2 protein-coding genes are annotated in these 3,123 nt (G+C 67.8%); both read right to left on the bottom strand.

The window, feature by feature from the left end; genetic code table 11:
- Positions 1-261: GIY-YIG nuclease family protein (locus ASG00_RS18410; RefSeq protein WP_235559561.1), on the bottom strand; the 261-nt coding region annotated here is incomplete at its 3' end.
- A gap of 1 nt (position 262) precedes the next feature.
- The coding region (gene uvrA / locus ASG00_RS12010; protein ID WP_056209999.1) for an excinuclease ABC subunit UvrA at positions 263-3,123 on the bottom strand (2,861 nt) is incomplete at its 5' end.

Genomic DNA, 3,123 nt, shown 5'->3' on the forward strand with positions numbered 1-3,123 from the left:
CTGAATCCACATGTACTCGAGCTGCAGGGCCTCGACGTCGCTGGAGACGACGGTCCATTCGACGCTCGCCGCCGTGGTGACCATGCGCCGCGTGCGCTCGTGCATGGTGTGCAGCGGCGCGAAGTAGTTCGACAGGCGCGCGCGCAGGTTCTTCGCCTTGCCGACGTACAGGATGCGCCCCTGGGCGTCGCGGAACCGGTAGACGCCCGGGGTCGTCGGGATCTCGCCCTGCTTCGGGCGATAGGGCAGATCGGATGCCACGTCAGCTCGCCTTGCGCTCCGCGTCCTGTTCGAGGATCTCGGCGAGGAAGGCGCCGGTGTGGCTGCCCTCGGCGCGCGCGACCTGCTCCGGCGTGCCCGTGGCAATGATCTGGCCGCCGCCGGAGCCACCCTCGGGTCCGAGGTCGATGATCCAGTCCGAGGACTTGATGACGTCGAGGTTGTGCTCGATGACGATGACGGTGTTGCCCTTGTCCACGAGGCCGCCGAGCACCTCGAGCAGTCGGCGGACGTCCTCGAAGTGCAGGCCGGTCGTCGGCTCGTCGAGCACGTAGATGCTGCGACCGTTGCTGCGTCGCTGCAACTCGGTCGCCAGTTTCACGCGCTGCGCCTCGCCGCCCGAGAGCGTCGTCGCGGACTGGCCGAGCCGAACATAGCCCAGGCCCACGTCGACGAGGGTGCGCAGGTAGCGATGGATCGCCTGGATCGGCTCGAAGAAGTCGGCCGCCTCGGCGATCGGCATCTCCAGCACCTCGGCGATGTTGCGCCCCTTGTAGTGCACGCTCAGCGTGTCGCGGTTGTAGCGCTTGCCGTGGCAGACCTCGCAGTCGACGTAGACGTCGGGCAGGAAGTTCATCTCGATCTTGATCGTGCCGTCACCGGAGCACGCCTCGCAGCGCCCGCCCTTGACGTTGAACGAGAAGCGTCCCGGCTGGTAGCCGCGGGCCTTCGCCTCGGGGGTCTCGCTGAAGAGCGTGCGGATGCGGTCGAACACCCCGGTGTAGGTCGCAGGGTTCGAGCGCGGAGTGCGGCCGATGGGCGCCTGATCGACGTGCACGACCTTGTCGAGGTTGTCGAGCCCGGTCACCCGTGTGTGCTTGCCCGGGACCGTGCGCGCGCCGTTGAGCTTCTGGGCGAGCACCTCGTACAGGATGTCGTTCACGAGCGACGACTTGCCCGACCCGCTCACGCCGGTGACGGCCGTGAGCACCCCGAGCGGGAAGTCGGCCGTCACATTGCGCAGGTTGTTCTCCCGCGCCCCGACCACGCTGAGCATGCGCTTCTTGTCGATCTTGCGGCGCTTCTCGGGCGTCGGGATCGCCCGGCGGCCGGAGAGGTAGTCGCCGGTGAGGGATGCCTCCTCGCCCAGGAGTTGCGCAAGCGGACCCGAGTGCACGACATGCCCGCCGTCGACGCCGGCGCGGGGACCGATGTCGACGATCCAGTCGGCGGCGTGGATGGTCTCCTTGTCATGCTCGACGACGATGAGCGTGTTGCCGAGGCTCTTGAGGGTGAGGAGCGTCTCGATCAGACGCCGGTTGTCGCGCTGGTGAAGACCGATCGACGGCTCGTCGAGGACGTAGAGCACACCGGTCAGCCCCGACCCGATCTGGGTCGCGAGCCGGATGCGCTGCGCCTCGCCGCCCGAGAGGGAGCCGGCCGAACGGCTGAGGTTGAGGTAGGTGAGCCCGACCTGGATGAGGAAGTCGAGTCGAGCACGGATCTCGCGCAGCACCGCGGCCGCGATCTTCGCCTCGCGGTCGGTGAGCTCGAGGTCGGCGAAGAACGCCTGCGCGTCGGAGAGGCTGAGCCGGGATGCGTCGGCGATCGAGCTGCCGTGGACGAGCACGGCGAGCACCTCGGGCTTGAGACGGTCGCCGTTGCAGACCGGGCACGGCACCTCCCGCAGGAACTCCGACCACCGCTGTCGCTGCGTGTCGGACTCCGCCTGCACGTACTGGCGCTCGATGTAGGGCGCGACGCCCTCGAAGCCGGACGAGTAGCGCATCTCCCGGCCGTAGCGGTTGCGGAACTTGACGGTCACCTTGTAGTTCTCACCGCGCAGCACCGCCTCTCGCACGTCGGGCGTCAGCTTCTTCCACGGGGTGTCGAGTGAGAAGCCGAGGTCGTCGGCGAGCCCCTCGAGCAGTCGCTCGTAGTACTGGAACAGCCCCTTGCCCTGCGTCGTCCACGGGATGATGACACCCTCGCGGATCGAGAGCTCCTCGTCGCCGAGCATGAGCTCGGGGTCGACGGACATGCGGGTGCCGAGGCCGGAGCACGCCGGGCAGGCACCGAACGGGGCGTTGAACGAGAAGGTTCGCGGCTCGATCTCGGTGAGCTGCAGGGGGTGGCCGTTCGGACAGGCGAGCTTCTCAGAGAAGGACTGCCACGCGGCATCCCCCTCTTCGTCGACGAAGTTGATCTGCACGACGCCGCCGGCGAGCCCGAGGGCCGTCTCGACCGAGTCGGTGACCCGGCTGAGGATGTCGGGCGAGGCGACGAGGCGGTCGACGACGACGGCGATGTCGTGCTTGTAGCTCTTCTTCAGCGTCGGCGGCTCGGAGAGCTGCACCAGATCGCCGTCGACGACCGCGCGCGCGTAGCCCTTGGCGGAGAGCTCTTTGAAGAGGTCGACGAACTCCCCCTTCTTCTGGGTCACGACCGGAGCGACGATCTGATAGCGGGTGCGCTCGGGCAGTTCCATCAGCTGGTCGGCGATCTGCTGCACGGTCTGGCGTTGGATCTGCTCGCCGCACTCGGGGCAGTGAGGGACCCCGATACGCGCCCAGAGCAGACGCATGTAGTCGTGGATCTCCGTGATCGTGCCGACGGTCGAGCGCGGGTTGCGGTTCGTCGACTTCTGATCGATCGAGACAGCGGGACTCAGGCCCTCGATGAAATCGACGTCGGGTCGGTCGACCTGACCGAGGAACTGCCGGGCGTAGGCGCTCAGCGACTCGACGTAGCGACGCTGACCCTCGGCGAAGATCGTGTCGAACGCGAGGCTCGACTTGCCGGAGCCCGAGAGCCCGGTGAAGACCACGAGCGCGTCGCGCGGGATGTCGAGGTCGACGTTCTTGAGGTTGTGCACGCGGGCGCCGCGCACCGTGAGCGTGGAGG

The organism is Microbacterium sp. Leaf351, assembly GCF_001423825.1.
Taxonomy (GTDB): Bacteria; Actinomycetota; Actinomycetes; order Actinomycetales; family Microbacteriaceae; genus Microbacterium; species Microbacterium ginsengisoli.